At 68.3% G+C, this 18701-nt stretch carries 16 protein-coding genes; 9 read left to right on the top strand and 7 right to left on the bottom strand.

The genetic code is table 11. The features are described from left to right. Nucleotides 1-4: 4 nt before the first annotated feature. Nucleotides 5-550, top strand: a complete 546-nt coding sequence (locus EV671_RS26655; RefSeq protein ID WP_165917463.1) for a 2'-5' RNA ligase family protein — start codon at nucleotides 5-7, stop codon at nucleotides 548-550. On the opposite strand, the gene EV671_RS04200 is transcribed toward EV671_RS26655, so the two are convergent. The 7 genes from EV671_RS04200 to pxpB form a co-directional block, all read right to left on the bottom strand. Next, nucleotides 551-1537 (bottom strand): DUF72 domain-containing protein, encoded by a 987-nt coding sequence (locus EV671_RS04200; protein WP_132570031.1) that lies wholly within the window; start codon nucleotides 1535-1537, stop codon nucleotides 551-553. Further along, nucleotides 1537-2199, bottom strand: a complete 663-nt coding sequence (pcp, locus tag EV671_RS04195) for a pyroglutamyl-peptidase I (RefSeq protein ID WP_132570030.1) — start codon at nucleotides 2197-2199, stop codon at nucleotides 1537-1539. The genes EV671_RS04200 and pcp overlap by 1 nt, the downstream gene beginning before the upstream one ends. Further along, nucleotides 2199-3161, bottom strand: coding sequence for a DUF979 domain-containing protein (locus EV671_RS04190; RefSeq protein ID WP_132570029.1), 963 nt, complete (start codon nucleotides 3159-3161; stop codon nucleotides 2199-2201). Before EV671_RS04190 ends, pcp begins: the two co-directional genes overlap by 1 nt. Then, on the bottom strand, nucleotides 3158-3871 hold the full coding sequence (locus EV671_RS04185) for a DUF969 domain-containing protein (RefSeq protein WP_132570028.1): 714 nt from the start codon (nucleotides 3869-3871) through the stop codon (nucleotides 3158-3160). Before EV671_RS04185 ends, EV671_RS04190 begins: the two co-directional genes overlap by 4 nt. A gap of 161 nt (nucleotides 3872-4032) precedes the next feature. After that, entirely contained in the window at nucleotides 4033-4767 is a 735-nt protein-coding gene (gene pxpA / locus EV671_RS04180) for a 5-oxoprolinase subunit PxpA (RefSeq protein ID WP_132570108.1), read from the bottom strand. Nucleotides 4768-4775: 8 nt separating this feature from the next. Next, nucleotides 4776-5696, bottom strand: a complete 921-nt coding sequence (locus EV671_RS04175; protein WP_132570027.1) for a 5-oxoprolinase subunit C family protein — start codon at nucleotides 5694-5696, stop codon at nucleotides 4776-4778. Further along, a complete protein-coding gene (pxpB, locus tag EV671_RS04170) occupies nucleotides 5693-6349 on the bottom strand; it encodes a 5-oxoprolinase subunit PxpB (protein ID WP_132570026.1) in 657 nt (218 codons plus the stop codon). Before pxpB ends, EV671_RS04175 begins: the two co-directional genes overlap by 4 nt. A gap of 57 nt (nucleotides 6350-6406) precedes the next feature. Here pxpB and EV671_RS04165 point away from each other — a divergent pair, with 57 nt between their 5' ends. From EV671_RS04165 to EV671_RS04130, 8 genes are all read left to right on the top strand, one after another. Further along, nucleotides 6407-6910 (top strand): winged helix DNA-binding protein, encoded by a 504-nt coding sequence (locus tag EV671_RS04165; protein WP_243655570.1) that lies wholly within the window; start codon nucleotides 6407-6409, stop codon nucleotides 6908-6910. A gap of 25 nt (nucleotides 6911-6935) precedes the next feature. Further along, nucleotides 6936-7493: a tRNA adenosine(34) deaminase TadA gene (gene tadA / locus EV671_RS04160; RefSeq protein ID WP_132570024.1), complete on the top strand. Its 558-nt coding sequence runs from the start codon at nucleotides 6936-6938 to the stop codon at nucleotides 7491-7493. Beyond that, entirely contained in the window at nucleotides 7493-8470 is a 978-nt protein-coding gene (locus EV671_RS04155; RefSeq protein WP_132570023.1) for an LD-carboxypeptidase, read from the top strand. Before tadA ends, EV671_RS04155 begins: the two co-directional genes overlap by 1 nt. Nucleotides 8471-8594: 124 nt before the next feature. After that, nucleotides 8595-10823: an ABC transporter substrate-binding protein gene (locus EV671_RS04150; protein WP_415840367.1), complete on the top strand. Its 2229-nt coding sequence runs from the start codon at nucleotides 8595-8597 to the stop codon at nucleotides 10821-10823. Further along, nucleotides 10823-11806: an ABC transporter permease gene (locus EV671_RS04145; protein WP_132570106.1), complete on the top strand. Its 984-nt coding sequence runs from the start codon at nucleotides 10823-10825 to the stop codon at nucleotides 11804-11806. The genes EV671_RS04150 and EV671_RS04145 overlap by 1 nt, the downstream gene beginning before the upstream one ends. Further along, nucleotides 11803-13245, top strand: a complete 1443-nt coding sequence (locus tag EV671_RS04140; RefSeq protein ID WP_132570022.1) for an ABC transporter permease — start codon at nucleotides 11803-11805, stop codon at nucleotides 13243-13245. The genes EV671_RS04145 and EV671_RS04140 overlap by 4 nt, the downstream gene beginning before the upstream one ends. After that, nucleotides 13238-15070 (top strand): ABC transporter ATP-binding protein, encoded by a 1833-nt coding sequence (locus tag EV671_RS04135; protein WP_132570021.1) that lies wholly within the window; start codon nucleotides 13238-13240, stop codon nucleotides 15068-15070. Before EV671_RS04140 ends, EV671_RS04135 begins: the two co-directional genes overlap by 8 nt. 248 nt (nucleotides 15071-15318) lie before the next feature. Then, nucleotides 15319-18159, top strand: a complete 2841-nt coding sequence (locus EV671_RS04130) for a TonB-dependent receptor plug domain-containing protein (protein ID WP_132570020.1) — start codon at nucleotides 15319-15321, stop codon at nucleotides 18157-18159. Nucleotides 18160-18701 lie beyond the last annotated feature (542 nt).

The raw sequence follows: 18701 nt of genomic DNA, 5'->3' as shown, positions 1-18701 counted from the left end.
GCCGGTGCCCGGCCACAAGCTCTTCTTCGCGCTGCGGCCCGACGCGGAGACGGCCGAGCGCATCGCCGGTGCCGTCAGCGCCGAGCATGCGGCGCGCGGGCTGGCGCCGCGGCTGCGGCCGAGCCGCATCTTCCACATCACGCTGCACTACTTCGGCTACTTCGATGGCGAGCCGGATGCGCAGCTCGTCGCGCTGGCCAGCCGCGCGGCGGCCGAGGTGCTGCGGCCGGCCTTCGACCTGGGCTTCGACTGCTTCAGGAGCTGGGGCGAACCCGCGGCGAGCAAGCATCCTTTCGTGCTGACCGGCGGCCAGGGCCTGGAGCCGGTTCGCGAGCTGCGCGACGCCCTGGTTGCGCGCCTGGTCGCCCATGGTCTGGCCGCACCGGCGCGCGACTACGAACCGCATCTGACCCTGCGCTACGACAAGCGCGTCGCGCCGGCCTGGGACGTTGCATTGCCGGGCTGGATCGCCAGCGAATTCGTGCTCGTGAAAAGCCCGCAGGGCGAGACGCGGCACGAGGTCATCGGCCGCTGGCCCTTGCAGCCCTGATCAGACTTCGACGATGTTCTCGGCCAACGCCCGCACGGACAGCGGCGCCGAGCCCTCGGCATGGTTGGAGATGGTGACGAAGCAGTCCTGGCCGGCGCCGGCCGTGCCGCGGATCACGCGGGCCAGTTCGGCGCGCGTGTCGGGGTCGGGGTCGAGCATCTCGTTGAACTCGCCGTAGCGCTTCTCGGCGGCCTCGTAGCCGAAGGGGCCGTGCCGGCGGTTCAGGTTCCAGCGCACGACCAATGGCCCGGGCCACAGCGCGCGCAGCAGCGGCAGCTGCTCCGCCAGCGGCGGCAGCTTGGGATGCAGGCCGACGCAGTAGCGCGCACCGGCGTCGCGCAGCAGCGCGACGAGGTCGGGGCAGAGCCACTCGGGGTTGCGCACCTCGACGGCGATGACACCGGCCGGCGGTTTGGGCAGGCCCAGCAGCAGCGTATGCAGGCGGTCCAGCTGTTCGCTCATGCGCCCGAGCAGCGCCGGCGTCAGGGGGCTGAGCTGGAAGACCAGGGCGCCGATCTTCGTGCCCAGGCCCTCGCAGGCCGGCTCGACGAAGTCGCGCAGCGCCGTCTCTGCGTCGAGGAACAGCGGATTGGGCTTCTGGCCGCGGCCGTCCTCGCTGCGCAGCAGCGCGTCGGTTACGAGGGCGGGCGCCTTGGCCGTGAAGCGGAAACCCTGCGGGACTTGGTTGCCATGGCGTTCGAACTCGCTGGCCGCGAGCGGCCGGTAGAAGCCGCGGTCGATGCCGACGGCGCGCAGCAGCGGGTGGGCGGCATAGGCCGTCAGGCCGGTCTTGGACAGCGTCGCCTCGCCGTGCCGGCCGGTCCAGACCAGGCCCTGCCAGCCGGGGTAGCTCCAGGTCGAGGTGCCGAGATGGATATGCGGCGACAGCGCCGCGGCCAGGGCTTCGTCGGTCGGGTCGGGTGGGCAGGGCTGCACGCCGCGGGTGCGCGGCCGGGCGGCCGCTGTGCCGAAGAAGTCCTCTTGCATCAGTCGATCTGGCCGCCGCCCTCGCGCAGGTCGGCGCCGGTCCGCAGGCATTCCTGCGCGGCCAGCTGCAGCGCCTGCACGACGAGGTCCAGCGGCAGGCTGGCCGCGCCGTCGTGGCGGGCGGCCTGCTCGGGCAGGTAGGGGATGTGGATGAAGCCGGCGCGCATGGCGCCGCCGCCTGAACTTCGCTGGGCCGCCGCGTGCATGGCGGCATAGAAGACGTGGTTGCAGACGAAGGTGCCGGCCGTCTGCGATACCGCGGCCGGTATGCCGGCCTCGCGCAGGCGGTGCACGATGGCCTTGATCGGCAGAGTCGCGAAATAGGCGGTCGGACCGTCGGGTGCGACGGGCGTGTCGATGGGCTGGCGGCCGGCGTTGTCGGGAATGCGCGCGTCGTCCACGTTGATGGCGACGCGCTCGACGCAGATCTCGGTGCGCTTGCCGGCCTGGCCGACGGCGATCAGGCATTGCGGCCGGTGGCGCTCGATCAGCACTTCGAGCGCGTCGCGCGCGGCGCCGAACTCGCAGGGCAGCAGGCCGGCCACGACGCGCAGGCCGGGCGCGGTCCAGCCGTCCAGGCGGCGCACCGCCTCCCAGGACGGGTTGATGGTTTCGCCCCCGAAGGGTTCGAAGCCGGTCAGCAGAACGGTGGCGGTCTTCATCAGCGGAACATCAGCAGCTTGAGCAGCACGATATTGACCGCCAGCAGCAGCAGGGCCGTGGGCCACTGCGCGCGGATGACGGCGTTCCTGTCCTTCAGCTCGAGCAGGGCGGCGGGGATGATGTTGAAGTTGGCGGCCATGGGCGTCATCAGTGTGCCGCAGTAGCCGCAGAACATGCCGATGGCGGCCATCACGGCCGCGTCGCCCTGGTGCAGGCCGACCAGGATGGGAATGCCGATGCCGGCCGTCATGACCGGGAAGGCCGCGAAGGCATTGCCCATCACCATCGTGAACAGGGCCATGCCGATGGCATAGGCGGCGACGGCGAACAGCGGGTTGTCGACCGGGATGGTGCTGGTCGCGATATGGGCCACGGCCTTGCCGACGCCGGCATCGGCGAACAGCAGGCCGAGGGTGGCGAGCATCTGCGGCAGGATGACGGCCGGGCCCATGGCCTCCAGCAGGCGGCGCGCCTCGCGCAGGGCCTGCATCGGCCGCTCGCGCGTCATCCGCAGCGCGGCGGCCAGGCCGACCAGCGCGCCGATGCCGACGCTGACCAGGGTCAGGTTCTTGGTCTCGACGAGCTTCCAGCCGGCCAGGCCCACGTCCTTCAGCGTCAGGCTGCCGACCAGGGTCAGCACCGTGATCGCGAGGATGGGCAGGAAGAGCCGGTTGCCGTGGCGCGCGGCGCTGGCCTCGCGTTCGGCCGGCTCGCGCTGGCCGTGCTTGCCGATGGACACGCCGCCCAGGCCGCCCAGCGCGGCGAGCATGACGACGATCAGCCCGCTGACGACGGGCGGCAGGCTGTCGCCCACCAGGTAGATGGCGGCCCACAGCGCCCAGAACAGCGCGCTGCTCCAGCGCCGCGGGTTGCTGCGGTCGCGCCAGGTCAGGCCGGCCACGACCAGCAGCGCCAGGCCGGTCAGCAGGAAGATCTGGTCGAGCTTGAGCAGGGCGTTCATTCAGTGCTCCCGTTGGCGCGAGCGCGGGCGATGTCCAGCGGCAGGCGCCGGTCCAGGCGGATCAGCCGCGCCGAATGGATGACGAAGGCGGCGATGGCGGTCGGCAGGCCCCACAGCGCGATGTGCAGCGGGTCGGTGACGATGCCGTTCTCGGCCAGGAAGGTCTGCATCAGCACGATGGAGCCGAACGCGACGAAGACGTCCTCGCCAAAGAACAGGCCGACGTTGTCGGTCGCCGAGGCCATAGCCTTCCATTTGTCGCGCACGGTGGGTGGCAGCGGGCCGTGGGTCTTTTCAGCGGCGGCCTCGGTCATCGGCGCGACCAGCGGGCGCACCATCGGCGCATGCCCGCCCAGCGAGGTCAGGCCCATCGCCGCGGCGAGCTCGCGGATGAAGAGGTAGACGACGAGCAGGCGGCCCGCCGTCGCCGAGCGTATGCCGGCGATCCAGGCCTGGGCGCGCTCGCGCAGGCCGTGGCGCTCCAGCAGGCCGATGATGGGCAGGGGCAGCAGCAGGGTCAGCGGCAGGTTGCGCGTCTTCACGAAGCCCGTGCCCAGCTTGGCGAGGATGAGGTCGGGCGGCAGCTTGGCCGCCAGGCCCGTCGCGATGCCCGCCGCCGTGACGACGAGGACAGCGTTGAAGCGCAGCACGAAGCCGACGATGACGACGGCGACGCCGATCAGTGGCCACAGGGAGACGGTGGTTTGCATGTCAGTGCTCCATGGCGCTTTCGCGCGTGATCTTGCGGGCCGAGCGCCGGGCCGCTCCCAAGCCGGCCCGCGCTGGCGATGTACATGCCGGTCGAGCCGGCATGTATCGCCGTCCCCACGGGGGACCGGCCAAGGTACGCCTTGGACGAGGGGTCATCATTTCAGGCGTGCAGCTGAACGCCGGCGGTGGCGAGCGCACCGTGGATGGCGCGTGCGAAGGCGAGGGCATGCGGGCCGTCGCCGTGCAGGCAGATGGTCTGGGCCCGCAGCGGCATGGTCTCGCCGCTGACGGCCTGCACGACGCCTTCGCTGACCATGCGCAGCGTGCGCGCGACGGCTGCGCCGACGTCGTCGACCATGGCGCCGGGCTGGCTGCGCGGCACCAGGCTGCCGTCGGCGCGGTAGCCGCGGTCGGCAAAGACTTCGGCGACGGCGCGCAGGCCGGCACGCTCGGCGGCGCGCAGCAGCTCACCGCCGGCCAGGCCGTAGACGGCCAGCGAGGGGTCCACGTCGAGCACGGCCGTTGCGATGGCATCGGCCAGCACCGGATCGCGCGCGGCCTGGTTGTAGAGGGCGCCGTGGGGCTTGACGTGGTGCAGCCGGCCGCCGGCCGCGCGCACCAGGGCGTCCAGCGCGCCGATCTGGTAGATCAGGTCGGCGCGCACCTCGGCGGGCTCGAGCCGCATCTCGCTGCGGCCGAAGTTCTCGCGGTCGGGGTAGCTCGGGTGGGCGCCGATGGCGACGCCTTTGGCCAGTGCCGCGGCCACGGTGGCCTGCATCAATCGCGCATCGCCGGCATGCCAGCCGCAGGCGATGTTGGCGGAGCTGACCAGGGCCAGCAGTTCGGCGTCGTCGGGGGCGCCTTCGCCGAGGTCGGCGTTCAGGTCGACGTGCAGGGTTTCGCTCACAGTGCGCTCCTCATCAGGTCCAGCAGAAGTGTTTGCTCGCGCAGTGCGGCGCGGGCTTCGTCGGCGGTGCAGGGCAGCAGGCGCAGCGTGGCGCCCAGGCGCAGCTGTGCGAGCTTCCACAGGTCGGCGCGGATGACGACGCCGATCTTGGGATAGCCGCCGGTGGTCTGCGCATCGGCCAGCAGAACTATGGGCTGGCCCGAGGGCGGCACCTGGATGACGCCGGGCAGCACGCCATGCGAGGCGAGCTCGCCGCCGCGTTCGCGCTCCAGCCTGGGGCCGGCCAGCCGGTAGCCCATGCGGTTGCTCTGCGGCGTCAGCACCCAGCCGGCCTGCCAGAAGGCCTCGCGGGCGGCGGTGGAAAAGTCCTCGTGTTCGGGGCCGGGCAGCACGCGCACGGCGGGCGTCCAGTCGGGCAGGCGCAGGCCGATCGCGCGGGTCGGCAGGCGCGCGGTCGGGCCGATGGGCAGGCGGTCGCCGTCGCGTAGCGCGCGGCCCTCGAGGCCACCGAAGCCGGCCTTCAGGTCGGTGCTGCGCGAGCCCAGCACGGCGGGCACGGCGATACCGCCGCTGACGCAGACATAGCTGCGCATGCGCTCACGCGGTGCGGTGAGCTTGAGCGTCTGGCCAGCGCGGACCGGGATGCGCCAGCCGGGGCGCAGCGGGCGGCCGTCGAGGCTGGCGTCGGCATCGGTGCCGGTCAGCGCGACGCAGCCGTCGGCATGCAGGCGCAGCGTGGCCGGGCCCAGCGTGAACTCCAGGCCGGCCGCATCCGGCGGGTTGCCGACCAGCAGGTTGCCGGCCTGCAGCGCAAGTTCGTCCAGCGCGCCGCAAAGGCTCAGGCCCCGGTCGCGCCAGGCATGGCGGCCGAGGTCCTGCACCGTGGTCAGCGGGCCGGCGCGCAAGACCTCGATCACGAGGGCTGCTCCGCGACGAAGTGCACGCGGTCCCCGGGGGCGAGCAGCGTGGGCGGCTCGGCCTGCGGGTCGAACAGGGGCAGGGCGCTGCGGCCGATCAGCTGCCAGCCGCCCGGCGTGGCCAGCGGATAGATGCCGGTCTGCGCGCCGCCGATGCCGACGCTGCCGGCCGGCACCACCGTGCGCGGCTCGGCGCGGCGCGGCGTGTGCAGGGATTCATCCAGCCCGCCGAGGTAGGCGAAGCCGGGCTGGAAGCCGATGAAGTAGACGACATAGTCGGCCGCGCTGTGGCGGCGCACGACCTCGTCGGGCGTGAGGCCGCAGTGAGCGGCGACGTCGGCGAGGTCGGGCCCGTCGTAGCACACGGGGATTTCGACGAGCCGCCCGGCCTGCTGGCGCTTCAGCGGCTTGCGCCACAGCGTGAGCACGGCCTCGGCCAGCGCGTCGCCATCGGTCTTCAGCGGGTCGAAGCTCAGCGTCAGGTTGTTCATGCCCGGGATCAGGCCGAGCACGCCCTCGGTCCGGGCCAGCGCCGCGGCGAGCTGCCAGATGCGCTGCTGGTGCTCGAGCGCGACCGGCGCGTCCACCGCGCAGCACAGCGCCGCCTCGCCCAGCGGGCGGACGAGGAGGTCGGGTGGTGGCGCGGTGCTCATGTCAATGTTTTCAAAACGTATGCAATTTGTATTCGAGTCGTGTTTATGATGTCAATCATGGTTCGCAGCATCGTGTCGTCCTCGCATCTGGTGTCGGACAAGAGCGCCGAGCTGTCGGAGTTCGAATTCGGGCTCATCGTCGTCGGCAATGCCTTCAACCGCTGGATGGTGCGCTGCATGGCCGCGGCCGGCATGAAGGACCTGGCGGCGATGGACGTCTCGCTGCTGCACCACGTCAACCACCGCGACCGGCAGAAGAAGCTGGCCGACATCTGCTTCGTGCTGAACGTGGAGGACACCCACGTCGTGGCCTACTCGCTGCGCAAGCTCGTCGGCCTGGGCCTGGTGCAGAGCGAGAAGATCGGCAAGGAGGCCTTCTACTCGACGACCGAGCAGGGCCAGGTGCTGTGCGAGGCTTACCGCGAGGTGCGCGAGCGCTGCCTGATGGAAGCCCTGGCCGACGGCGCGCAGCAGAACCAGGACATCGGCGACTGCGCGCAGCTGATGCGCCTTTTGTCGGGGCTGTACGACCAGGCGTCGCGTTCCGCTGCTTCCCTCTGAGGTCCGCGCCTAAACTGCCGGCCCGATGAGCGAGTCGACCACCTTCTCCCCCGCCGACGAATACGCCATGCGCCAGGCGCTGGACCAGGCACACAACGCCTGGCTGGTGGGCGAGGTGCCGGTGGGCGCCGTCATCACGCGTGGCGGCCAGGTCATCGCGACCGGCTACAACCGCCCGATCACGACGCATGACCCGACAGCCCATGCCGAGATCGTGGCCCTGCGCCACGCCGCGACGCTGCTGGAGAACTACCGCCTGCCGGAGTGCGAGCTCTTCGTCACGCTGGAGCCCTGCGCGATGTGTGCGATGGCGTTGATGCATGCGCGCTTCAAGCGCGTCGTCTTCGCGGCGGCCGACCCCAAGACCGGCGTGGCCGGCTCGGTCATGGACCTGTTCGCCCAGCCGCAGCTCAACCACCACACGCGCGTCGAAGGCGGGCTGATGGCGGACGCCTCGGCCCAGCTGCTGCGCGACTTCTTCGCCGAACGCCGCGAGGCGGCACGTGCGCGGCGGGCCCGAAATGCCGAATCAGGCCAAGGCCTCATTCCCACCGGCGAAGCCACCGAACTGGACGAATCCTGATGACTTCACTGACGCTCTTCACGCCTTCGGGCGTGCTGGCCAAGGCCGCGAACCTGAACCGCGCGGCCAAGCGGCTGACGCAGCTGGGTTTCGAGGTCAGCATCGACGCCGATGCGCTCGCCAGGCAGCAGCGCTTTGCCGGCGACGACGCGACCCGCCTCGCCGCCATCCACCGCATTGCCGACGCGGCGCCTTCGGTCGCGCTGGCCACGCGCGGCGGCTATGGCCTGACGCGCCTGCTCGACCAGCTCGACTGGGGCCGCATCGCGCATAGCGTCGAGCACGGCACGCGCTGGGTCGGCTACAGCGACCTGACCGCGCTGCAGAACGGCCTGATCGCGCGCAATCCCGGCCGCAAAGGGGGCCTGTCCATGTGGGCCGGCCCGCTGGCCTGCGACGACTTCGGCCGCAGCGAGGCGGAAGGTGGCGTCGACGAGGTCACGCGCGACTGCTTCCTGGAGGCGATGAGCGGTGCGCTGGAGGCGGTGGGTTTCCGTGCGCCGACCGCCGACTTCGACGGCCTGGAGGCGCGCGGCCGACTCTGGGGTGGCAACCTGACCGTGCTGTGCTCGATGCTCGGCACGCCGCACTGGCCCAAGGTCAAGGGCGGCATCCTGTTCCTCGAGGACGTCAACGAGCATCCCTACCGCGTCGAGCGCATGCTGCTGCAGCTGCAGCAGGCCGGCGTCATCGACGCGCAGGCGGCGGTGCTGCTGGGCGACTTCAGCGGTGCGGCCAGGTCGCCGCTGGACCGCGGCTACGGCCTCAAGGACGCCGTCGCGGCGCTGCGTGCGCGCACCAAGACGCCGGTGCTGACCGGCCTGCCTTTCGGCCATGTGCGCACCAAGGTCTGCCTGCCCGTGGGCGGGACCGTGGAGCTCTATGTGCAGGGCCGCGAGGCCATCGTCGGCTGGCAGTCGGACCCGCGCCTGGCCCACGATGCGCATGACCACGCGCACGATCATCACCATCACTGAAGTCACACCGGGTTTTCCGTAGCGGCTTTCCCGGGGCGCGAGCCTCGTCCGGACGAGGTGCCCGACTATCATCCCGCCCATCGCCCCGGCCCGCGCCGGGGCGTCGTGTTTTGAGGGCGGCGCAGTGGCTGGAATCGGTGCTTGGATCAGGACGGGCCTGGGTGCGTTGACGCTCGTGTTGCTCGCCGGCTGCAACAACAGCCCCTATCCGCAGGGCGCCGAGCGGGAGAACACGCTCTACATGGCCTTCTCGGAGCGCTCGCCGCGCTATCTGGACCCGACCTCGTCCTACTCGGCGCCCGAGAGCACCTTCGTCTACGAGATCAGCGAGCCGCTCTACGGCTATCACGCGCTGAAGCGCCCCTATGCGCTGATCCCGCGTGCCGCGGCGGCCATCGCCAAGCCCTACTACCTGGACGCGCAGGGCCGCCGCCTGCCCGACGACGCACCCGACGAGCAGATCGCCGAGGCGGTCTACGACATCCCCCTGCGCGCCGACCTGAAGTGGTCGCCGCACCCGGCCTTTGCGAAGGACGCACAGGGCAACTACCTCTACCACCACCTCAAGCCCGGCGAACTGGGCGACAGGCGCAGCCCCTTCGAGTTCAAGCAGCTGGCGACGCGCGCCGTCGTGGCCGAGGACTTCGTCTATGCGCTCAAGCGCCATGCCAGCCCGCGCATCGAGGCGCCGCTGGCGGCGCTGTTCTCCGAGCATGTGCTGGGGCTGAAGGACTACATGGCCCTGCTCAGGCACGAGAGCGACAGCCAGCTGGCCGGCCTGCCCGAGAGCCTGGGCGACAAGCCCTTCCTGGACCTGCGCCGCTGGCCGCTGGTCGGTGCCGAGGCGGTCAACGACCACCTGCTGCGCATCCGCCTGAAGGGCCGCTACCCGCAATGGCAGTACTGGCTGGCCACCAACTTCACGGCAGCCATCCCCTGGGAAGTCGACGCCTTCTACGCCCAGCCCGGCATGGCGGCCCATTCGCTGACCTGGAACCAGTGGCCGGTCGGCAGCGGCCCTTTCATGATGACCGAGTACGTGCAGGATCGCCGCCACGTGCTGAGCCGCAACCCCAACTACCACGCCGACACCTTCCCCTGCGAGGGCAGCCCGGGCGATGCGCAGGCGGGCCTGCTGGCCGATTGCGGCAAGCGCCTGCCCTTCGTCGACAAGGTCGTGGCCACCAACGTGAAGGAGAAGGTGCCCATCAAGGAGCTGTTCAAGCAGGGCTATCTCGACCTGCCCGAAATGGACCGCGCCGACTGGGGTGTCAATCTCGCGGTGGACCGCGACGACTCGGACGAGGTCAGGCGCTTCTACGAGGAGCGCGGCTTCCGGCTGCCGATGATGGTGGACATCTCCAACTGGTATCTGGGCTTCAATTGGCTGGACCCTGTCGTCGGCCGCGGCGACACGCCCGAGCAGAGCAAGCGCAACCGCGCGTTGCGCCAGGCCATCTCCATCGCCATCGACTGGGAGGAGGGCTATGGCCGCATCTTCCGCGACAAGGGTGGCGATGCGGCCCACGGCCCCATCCCGCCGGGCGTGTTCGGCTCCGTGGAAGGCCAGCCCGGCGAATACAACCCGGTGACGCACCGGCTCGTGAACGGCAGGGTGGTGCGCCGGCCGCTGGAGGAGGCCTTCAGGCTGATGGCCGAGGCCGGCTATCCCGGCGGCCGCGACGCGGTGACGGGCAAGCCCCTGGTGCTGAACTACGACTTCCAGCGCGTCATCACGCCCGAGCTCAAGGCCGAGAACGACTGGCTGGTGCGCCAGTTCGCCAAGCTCGGCATCCAGCTCGACGTCCGCGCGACCGACTTCAACCAGTTCCAGGAAAAGGTGCTCAAGGGCAAGCACCAGATCTTCTGGTGGGGCTGGTTCGCCGACTACCCCGACGCCGAGAACTTCCTCTTCCTGCTCTACGGCCCCAACAGCAAGAGCCTGCACGAGGGCGAGAACACGGCCAACTACGCCAACTCCGAGTACGACCGGCTCTTCCGCAAGCTGCAGTCGCTGGAGGACGGCCCCGAAAAGGCGCGGCTGATGGCGCAGATGGAGGACATCGTCCGCCAGGACTCGCCCTGGGCCTTCGGCTACTGGAGCTACTCGGGCGTCGCCTACCAGCACTGGGTGCATAACGGCAAGCCGGGCGTCGTCGTGCGCGACCGTGCGCGCTATCTGCGCGTGGATGCCGAGGAGCGCGCGCGCAAGGTCGCCGAATGGAACCGGCCGGTCTGGTGGCCGCTACTGCTGCTGGCGGCCGGCGCTCTGGCCATCTGGGTTGCCACGCGCCGAGCTTGGGCCAAGCGCGAGACGGCCACGGCCGCGCCCGCTCGGGTGGAGGCGGCCTGATGCTGGGCTTCGTGCTGCGCCGCCTGGGCTATGGCCTGGCCATCCTGGTCGGCGTCAATCTCTTCACCTTCTTCCTGTTCTTCTCGGTCAACACCCCGGACGACATGGCGCGGCTGAACATCGGCGGCAAGCGTGTCACGCAGGAGCAGATCGAGAAATGGAAGACCGAGCGCGGCTATGACAAGCCGCTCTACTACGACGCCAGCCGCTCCGGGGCGGAGCGCGTCACGCACACCATCCTGTGGGAGCGCTCGGTGTCGCTGTTCGCGCTGGACTTCGGCAAGAGCGATGCGCGCCAGGCCATCAACATCGGCCACGAGGTCAAGGTGCGCATGGGCGTGAGCCTGCAACTCGCCTTGCCGCTGTTCATATTGCAGGTCATCGCCAGCGTGGCCTTCGCGCTGCTGCTGGTGTTCTTCAGGCACACGCGCATCGACTTCTGGGGCGTCGTGCTCTGCGTGCTGATGCTGTCCATCAGCAGCCTGTTCTACATCATCGTCGGCCAGTTCCTGTTCGCCCGCGTGCTGCGCCTCGTGCCGATGAACGGCTTTGCACCGGGCCTGGACGCGGTGCGCTTCCTGGCCCTGCCCATCCTGCTGTCGCTGCTGAGCCGGCTGGGCGGCGAGGCTCGCCTGTACCGCGCGATGTTCCTCGAGGAGATGGGCAAGGACTATGTCCGCACCGCGCGCGCCAAGGGGCTGAGCGAGGGGCGGGTGTTGGGCCGCCACGTGCTGCGCAATGCGCTGATCCCCATCATCACCAGCGCCGGCGGTTACCTGCCCTATGTCTTCCTCGGCAGCCTGGTGTTCGAGAGCTTCTTCGGCATCCCCGGCCTCGGGGCCTTCGTCATCGAGGCCATCACCGGCCAGGACTTCGCCATCGTGCGCACCATGGTCTTCCTCGGCGCGCTGCTCTACATCGCGAGCAATGCGCTGATCGACATCGCCTACACCTGGGTGGACCCGCGGGTGAGATTGCAATGAAGTTCGTGCTGCTCTGGACCGACCTCGCGCTGTGGCTGATGGCCGCGGCCTGCGTGGGCTATGCGCTGCGCGTGAGGGCGCTGGCCCATCTGCGCACGACCTGGAGCCGCGTGCTGCGCGACCCGGTGGCGGCGAGCGCCGGTGTCGTGCTGGCGCTGTGCCTGCTGGTGACCCTGGTCGACAGTCTGCATCTGCGCCGTGCGTTGCCGACGGCCCCGGGCGAGGCGGCCGTCTACGACACGCGCACGCTGTCGCTGCTGGACTTGCTGCTGGAGCGCCAGCTCGACATGCGCGAGATCAGCTACTCCATGCCGCTGGGCACACATGGGTTCAACCGCGAAAGCGTCATCGATGCCCGGGGCGAGGTGCATCGCGACTACCCGCGCCTGAAGTTCGGCGGCGCCCATCTGAGCGACCCGGCCGCGCAGTGGGCCGGCGACGTGGCTGCGCGCGCCGGCCTGGGCCTGGCCGCCGGCCTCGCGGTCGCCGCGCTGCTCGTGGCGCTGACCGCCGCCGCCCTGGCCCGCCAGCACGGGGGCTGGCGCCATGCGCTGGCCGACCTCGCGGCCGACCGCAGCTTCTACCCGCTGCGCGCCATCCTCATCACGCTGACCGTCGCGCTGCTGCTGGCCGGCCCCGTCATCGCGCTGATGCCTCATTACCACGTCTTCGGCACCGACCGCACCGGCAACGACGTGCTGGTGCAGGCGCTGAAGAGCCTGCGCACGGCGTTCGTCATCGGTGCGCTGTCCACGCTGGCCACGCTGCCGCTGGCCTTGCTGCTCGGCGTGCTGGCCGGCTACTACAAGGGCTGGGTGGACGAGGCCATCCAGTACCTCTACACGACGCTGAGCTCGGTGCCCAATGTGCTGCTGATCGCCGCCTGCGTGCTGATGGTGCAGGTCTTCTTCGACAAGAACCCCGAACTCTTCGAGACCGCGGCCGAGCGCTCGGACGTCAAGATGCTGATGCTCTGCCTCATCCTCGGCCTGACCGGCTGGGCCGGCCTGTGCCGCCTCGTGCGCGCCGAGACGTTGAAGCTGAGGGAGCTGGACTATGTGCAGGCCGCGACCGCCTTCGGCGTGGGCGATCTGCGCATCATGGGTCGCCACATCCTGCCCAATGTGATGCACCTGGTGCTGATCACCGTGGTGCTGAGCTTCTCCGAGCTGATCCTGTACGAGGCGGTGCTGACCTATGTCGGCGTCGGCGTCGATCCGGTCATGAACAGCTTCGGCAGCATGATCAACCTGGCCCGCGCCGAGATGTCGGCCGACCCCATCGTCTGGTGGAGCTTCGCGGCGGCCTTCGGCTTCATGGTCAGCCTGGTGCTGGCGGCCAACCTGTTCGCCGACGGCGTGCGCGACGCCTTCGACCCCAAGGCACGCTCGACGCGGCCTCGGGTCTTCGTGCGCAGGAGGGCGGCGGAGCATGCTTGAGATCGACGGCCTGCAGGTCCAGCTCGACGCCGATGCCGGCCTCGTGCGCGCCATCGACGGCATGCATCTGACGCTGGCGCGTGGCGAGACCTTCGCGCTGGTCGGCGAGAGCGGTTGCGGCAAGAGCATGACGGCGTTGGCCCTGATGCGCCTGCTGCCGGAGAACGGCCGCATCGCCGCAGGCTCCGTGCGCCTGGAAGGGCAGGATCTGCTCACGCTGCCCGAAAGCCGCATGCGCGAGGTGCGCGGCGGCCGGGTGGCCATGATCTTCCAGGAGCCATCGACCAGCCTCAACCCGGTCATGCGCGTCGGCGACCAGATCGTCGAGGCCATCGAGGCTCACACCGCGCTGCGCGGCAAGGCCGCCCGCGCCAAGGCCATCGACTGGCTGGCCCGCGTCGGCATCCCCGAGCCTGCGCGCCGTATCGACGACTATCCCTTCCGCCTGTCCGGTGGCCAGAAGCAGCGCGTGATGATCGCCATCGCGCTGGCCGCGGAGCCCGACTTCCTGGTGGCGGACGAGCCGACGACGGCGCTGGACGTGACCATCCAGGCGCAGATCCTCGACCTGATCCGCGGCCTGCAGCGCGAACGCCAGCTCGGCGTGCTGCTGATCACGCACGACCTCGCCGTCGTCAGCGGCATGGCCCACCGCGTCGCGCTGATGTATGCCGGGCAGATCATCGAGGTCGCACCGGCGGCGGAGTTCTTTGCCCGGCCCAGGCATCCCTATGCCCGGCTGCTGCTGCAGGCCCTGCCGGACGCGGCCCGGCGCGGCGAACCGTTGGCGGCGATTGCCGGCACGGTTCCGCCGCTATGGCTGGATTTCGCCGGCTGCCGCTTCGAGCCGCGCTGCGACAAGGCCATGGGGCATTGCGCCAGCACGCCGCCGCGGCTTACCGAGGAAGGCCCACAGCACCAAGTGCGCTGCCTGCTCTACAGCCAGCCGGGCGAGGCCCTGCCCCGGCAGCCCGCCGTGCCCAGGCCGCCGCCGCCCGAGCCGGCAGGGCGGGGCGCCCCATTGCTCGACGCGCGCGACCTGCGGGTGCGCTTCGCGCTGAAGGCGCCGCTATTCCACCGGGGGGCGCGGCATTTCGATGCCGTCGATGGCGTCAGCTTCAAGCTCCATGCCGGCCGCACGCTGGCACTGGTCGGCGAGTCCGGCTGCGGCAAGACGACCTCGGGCAAGGCCATCGTCCAGTTGCTGCGCCGCCAGGCCAGCGTCAGCGGCCTGGCCCTGTTCGACGGCCGGGACCTGTTCCAGCTCCAGGGCCAGGCCCTCGTGCAGGCGCGGCGCCAGGTGCAGATCATCTTCCAGGACCCATTCGCCTCGCTGAACCCGCGCATGCGCGTCGCCGACGTGCTCGAAGAAGGGTTGATCGCGTTGCGCCCCGAACTGGATGCCGGCCAGCGGCACGAACGCCTGCTGACCCTGGTCAACCAGGTCGGCCTGCGCCGCGACGCGCTACAGCGCTGGCCCCACGAGTTCTCGGGCGGCCAGCGCCAGCGCATCGCCATCGCCCGCGCGCTCGCCGTCGAGCCCCGGCTCATCGTCTGCGACGAGCCCACTTCGGCGCTCGACGTCTCCGTGCAGGCCCAGATCCTGAACCTGCTGCGCGAACTGCAGCGCGAACAAGGGCTGGCCTATCTCTTCATCACCCACAACATCGGCGTCGTCGAGTACATCGCGGACGAAATTGCGGTGATGAAAGCGGGGCGGATCGTCGAGCAGGGGAGTTGTCAGACGGTCCTGCGTCAGCCGCATGAAGGCTACACGAAAGATCTGCTGGCCGCGGTGCCACGGCTGTCGAATCCGGCGCACTGAACCCGTCGCGCAGAACCAACGCCTAGGGCAATCACTCTAGGGTCCATCATGGTGCGGATTCTTATAAATCAATGGCTTAGGTGATTTCTGACGAGGCCTAGGGGTATCTACCAAGGGGGCGCATATCCCCCTCCCGATCAAACTTTCGGCACCCGAACCTGAGCCAATCGCTCAGTCCAAGGATCGGCCCCATCCGGGTCAGTCAGCCCTCAATACGGGGGCAGGCCCCAAGCCTTACAGGAGTCTCAATGTTCAAAACTACCACTATCACTGGCGCCATCTTGGCGCTGGCCGCCACGACCGCTGTTGCCCAGGAGGTTCAAGACACTCAAAAGCTGGAGCGCATCGAAGTCACGGGTTCTTCGATCAAGCGCATTGCTGGCGAGGCGGCGCTGCCGGTTCAGACCATCAGTTCGGCCGAGATCGCCAAGTCCGGCGTGACCTCGGTCACGGACCTGATCCAGAACCTGCCGGCCATGCAGGGGTTCACCACCAGTTCGATGTCGGTGAATGGCGGCGGCGCTGGTGCGACCACTGCTTCGCTGCACGATGTCGGTGCGTCCTATACGCTGGTTCTGTTGAACGGCCGTCGCCTTGCGCCGCTGAACACGGGCTCCACCGTCAATCTGAACGCCATTCCCCTTTCGGCCATCGAACGGGTCGAAGTGCTGACGGACGGCGCTTCTGCGCTGTATGGCTCCGATGCCATTGCCGGCGTGGTCAACTTCATCACGAAGAAGGATTCGACCAACGGCGAATTCAACGTTAGCGCCTACAAGCCGCAGCATCCGGGCGGCGGTAGCTCGACGATGTCCATCAGCAAGGGCTTCGGCGATCTGGAGAAGGACAAGTTCAACATCCTCTTCGCGGCAGGCTTCGATAACCAGCAGGCGCTCTTCGCAAGCCAGCGTGATTTCTCGAAGACGGGCAACCTGACGTTCATGGATCAGGGCCAGCTGCAGAATATCCCGTTGCTGAGTTCGAATTCGGTGCCTGCCAACGTGTCGAACGTGCTGTTGTCCGATGGTTCGCAGTACAAGAAGAAGTTCAACCCGCATTTGCTGGCGTCGGGTTCCTGCCCGGCCGACCAGGTCAAGTCCGGCAACTATTGCAAGTACGACTATTCGGCAACGGTTGAGGACCTCCCTGCTTCGACCCGCGCCAGCCTGTTCACCAGCGGCCGTTTGGTCGTGTCCGACAAGGTTTCCCTGTTCACGGAATTGGCGCTTTCGAACTTCCAGAACCGGCCGGTCTATGCGGCTCCGGCGCAGCAGAACTACCTGATCCCCGCATCCCTGCTTGCCGCGGATATCAACCCCTACCTGGCGCAGTTGGGGCATCCCGGGGTGACCGCCGTCGCGGGCAACTCGACGCTGATGAATATGCGCCTGTTCGACGCGGGTGGCCGTACGGACGTGTACACCACCAACACGCTGCATTTTGTCGCGGGTGTCGACGCGACCCTGGGCAACTGGGACACGACGGCCACCTACACCCATTCGGTGAACAAGTTCTCCGACAAGGCCGATGGCGGCTACGTTGACAAGATCGGCTTTGACCAGCTCGTGTCCAGCGGCGCGTGGGATCCGCTGATGTCCGTGAAGGGGGCCGGCGTCAATTCGCTGCGCCCGCTGGTTCTGCACCAGGTCATCGATCAATCTGAGTCTTCGATCGATGTGGTTTCGGTCCGCGGCTCGACCTCGCTCGGCAAATTGCCTGGCGGTGATATCGGTCTGGGCATTGGTGCTGACTACACGTTGCAGAAGTACAAGGACAACCCCAGCGCGATCCTCCAAGGACAGAACGCGCTGCAGCCGAACTACGCGGACGCCATCGTGGGCGGCGGCGGCGGGGCTCTGCCGTTCGATTCGTCGCGCAATGCGTTTGGCCTGTTCACCGAACTGGTTCTGCCGGTGACGAAGTCGTTGGAGTTCACGGGTTCTGCTCGCTATGACTCCTATACCGCGATCAAGAACAACGACAACTTCGATACCAATGGCAACCCGGTCGCTGCTGCGACCCAGGGCAAGACGAATTCCTCGGCCACCTACAAGCTGAGCCTGCGTTTCCAGCCTACCAAGGACCTGCTGTTCCGCGCCTCGGTGGGCACGGGCTTCAAGGCCCCGTCCATGGCCAATGTGACGTCGCCTCTGCAATCCGGCGGGGTGACGGGCATGCATGCCTGCCCGACCAATCTGCCCGCGGCGGTGGAGGCCTATTGCCAAGGCACGATGGAGTACAACATCCTGGCGGGCGGCAATCCGCAGACGGGTGCCGCTGCGCTCAAGCCTGAAAAATCTCAGCAGGCCACGCTGGGTTTCCGCTTCGAGCCGACCGATTCGATTTCCGTCGGTGCTGACTTCTGGCTCGTGCGCCTGAAGGACCAGATCAACACGGTGACTGACAACACGGCCTTCCCCGCCAACGGCATCACGGCATATCCGCAGTTGTTCACGGTTGCGCCGGATCCCGTCAGCCATGCACCTGTCCTAAATTTCCTGAGCCTTCCCATCAACACCGGCAAGGCAAACTATCAAGGTATCGACTTTGACGCGACCGGTCGGATGAACACGCCCGTCGGTCGTCTGACGACGCACTTCGCCGGCACCTACATGCTCAAGGCTGACTATCAGTCGCCTGGTGTTCCGGGTTATCAGACCAGCATGAGCCAGGTGGGGCCTGATGGTCAGGTGACGTTCCGTTATCAGCTCCGTCTGAGTGCAACCCTGGATACTGGCGCGTTCTCGAACACCGCCACGCTGAACTTCAAGCCGGGCTACATGGATGACACGACCGACTATTGCCGTGCGGACCCAGCGGACCCAACCGGCAACACCTGCTTGATGACGGCCGATGGCAAGTACCAGATTGGCCGTCATGTCGGCAGCTATATGCTGGTCGACTGGCAGACGAAGTACGCGCTGAACAAGTCGGTGTCCATCACTGGTGGCATCAAGAATCTGTTTGATCGGAAGCCGCCTTTCAGCGTTGTCGATCAGTTGAATGCTGGCAACGCGCGTGGCTTCGATGGTCGCTACACCGACCCGATTGGCCGCCAGTTCTACCTGGGTGCGAACGTGAAGTTCTGATCCCGCGTAAATTGCTTTAGCGTCAATTCGAAACCCGCGCTCCGGCGCGGGTTTTTTTGACTGTGCTTGATGCTGAGGCTGGGCAGAAGCGTGCGGAGGCGGTCGTAGCCGTAGCGTGCGTGGGCCAGGCTGAGAGAACCCTTGTCGCCTCGATTGCCGGGGCACCCTTGGCTCGCAGCCTAGTCTGGTAGCTGGGTGTAGTCCAGCACATGTCGATCGGCCTGCTGGATCAGCGCACAGTCTCGGGTCGTGCTCGCGAACGAACATGTAATCACTCTGTCGCTCCAGCTGGGGTTAGCCCCAGGAAATGGGCCGAAGACCGGCGGCTAAGATGCCTCATGGCCATTTCTGGCCTGTGTGCAGCCTTGCTGCGCTTGGATCGTGGCGATGAAACGCATGCCCGACGGCATCATGCCACCGGGCGTTTTTTTTGCTCGAACCAGCGCAAAGGGACTTTACAAAACTGCTGAACTTCATGTTTTTTGACGGGGCGGGATCAAGCCTTTCACGATCTAGAATCCACGCCCTTCGGGAGCCTGACG

It is taken from the genome of Roseateles saccharophilus (genome assembly GCF_004342485.1).
GTDB lineage: Bacteria > Pseudomonadota > Gammaproteobacteria > Burkholderiales > Burkholderiaceae_C > Pelomonas > Pelomonas saccharophila.
This window is presented reverse-complemented; position numbering and strand designations above follow the sequence as displayed.

Bases quoted from the DNA above. Each gene is read 5' to 3' on its own strand.
- EV671_RS04200 (WP_132570031.1), bottom strand. From the start codon at position 1,537: ATGCAAGAGGACTTCTTCGGCACAGCGGCCGCCCGGCCGCGCACCCGC.
- pcp (WP_132570030.1), bottom strand. From the start codon at position 2,199: ATGAAGACCGCCACCGTTCTGCTGACCGGCTTCGAACCCTTCGGGGGC.
- EV671_RS04190 (WP_132570029.1), bottom strand. From the start codon at position 3,161: ATGAACGCCCTGCTCAAGCTCGACCAGATCTTCCTGCTGACCGGCCTG.
- EV671_RS04185 (WP_132570028.1), bottom strand. From the start codon at position 3,871: ATGCAAACCACCGTCTCCCTGTGGCCACTGATCGGCGTCGCCGTCGTC.
- pxpB (WP_132570026.1), bottom strand. From the start codon at position 6,349: ATGAGCACCGCGCCACCACCCGACCTCCTCGTCCGCCCGCTGGGCGAG.
- EV671_RS04165 (WP_243655570.1), top strand. From the start codon at position 6,407: ATGGTTCGCAGCATCGTGTCGTCCTCGCATCTGGTGTCGGACAAGAGC.
- tadA (WP_132570024.1), top strand. From the start codon at position 6,936: ATGAGCGAGTCGACCACCTTCTCCCCCGCCGACGAATACGCCATGCGC.
- EV671_RS04155 (WP_132570023.1), top strand. From the start codon at position 7,493: ATGACTTCACTGACGCTCTTCACGCCTTCGGGCGTGCTGGCCAAGGCC.
- EV671_RS04145 (WP_132570106.1), top strand. From the start codon at position 10,823: ATGCTGGGCTTCGTGCTGCGCCGCCTGGGCTATGGCCTGGCCATCCTG.
- EV671_RS04140 (WP_132570022.1), top strand. From the start codon at position 11,803: ATGAAGTTCGTGCTGCTCTGGACCGACCTCGCGCTGTGGCTGATGGCC.
- EV671_RS04135 (WP_132570021.1), top strand. From the start codon at position 13,238: ATGCTTGAGATCGACGGCCTGCAGGTCCAGCTCGACGCCGATGCCGGC.
- EV671_RS04130 (WP_132570020.1), top strand. From the start codon at position 15,319: ATGTTCAAAACTACCACTATCACTGGCGCCATCTTGGCGCTGGCCGCC.